Below are 1,079 nucleotides of genomic sequence, written 5' to 3' on the forward strand. Positions count from 1 at the left end.
GGTAAAACGACCCTGACCGCCGCCATCACCGCTGTACTGGCCAAGACCTACGGCGGTACTGCCCGCGCCTTCGATCAGATCGACAACGCGCCGGAAGAAAAAGCCCGCGGTATTACCATCAACACCTCGCACGTTGAATACGATACCCCGACCCGCCACTACGCGCACGTAGACTGCCCGGGGCACGCCGACTATGTGAAAAACATGATCACCGGCGCCGCGCAAATGGACGGCGCCATCCTGGTGGTGGCCGCCACCGACGGCCCGATGCCGCAGACCCGCGAGCACATTCTGCTGGGTCGCCAGGTAGGCGTACCGTACATCATCGTGTTCATGAACAAATGCGACATGGTGGATGACGAAGAGCTGCTGGAACTGGTGGAAATGGAAGTTCGCGAACTGCTGACCCAGTACGACTTCCCGGGCGACGACACGCCGGTTATCCGGGGTTCGGCGTTAAAAGCGCTGGAAGGCGACGCCGAATGGGAAAAGAAAATCCTGGAACTGGCGGACGCGCTGGATACCTATATCCCGGAACCGCAGCGCGCCATTGACAAGCCGTTCCTGCTGCCGATCGAAGACGTATTCTCCATCTCCGGCCGTGGTACGGTGGTGACCGGTCGTGTGGAACGCGGCGTGATCAAAGTGGGTGAAGAAGTGGAAATCGTCGGCATCAAAGCAACCACGAAGACCACCTGCACCGGCGTGGAAATGTTCCGCAAGCTGCTGGACGAAGGCCGTGCCGGCGAAAACGTGGGCGTGCTGCTGCGCGGCACCAAGCGTGACGAAGTGGAACGCGGCCAGGTACTGGCTAAACCGGGCACCATCCACCCGCATACCCAGTTCGAATCGGAAGTGTATATTCTGAGCAAGGACGAAGGCGGCCGTCACACGCCGTTCTTCAAGGGCTACCGTCCGCAGTTCTACTTCCGTACCACCGACGTGACCGGGACCATCGAACTGCCGGAAGGCGTGGAAATGGTGATGCCGGGCGACAACGTGAAGATGAAAGTCAATCTGATCGCGCCGATTGCGATGGATGACGGCTTGCGTTTCGCTATCCGTGAAGGCGGCCGTAC

The 1,079-nt window shown here is 60.1% G+C and carries 1 protein-coding gene; it reads left to right on the forward strand.

What is annotated here, in order from left to right; translation table 11 throughout:
* Positions 1 to 1,079 (forward strand): elongation factor Tu (gene tuf, locus FCN80_RS26075; protein ID WP_136993269.1); only part of this gene is annotated, 1,079 nt, incomplete at both ends.

It is taken from the genome of Martelella alba (assembly GCF_005217455.1).
Taxonomy (GTDB): Bacteria; Pseudomonadota; Gammaproteobacteria; order Enterobacterales; family Enterobacteriaceae; genus Acerihabitans.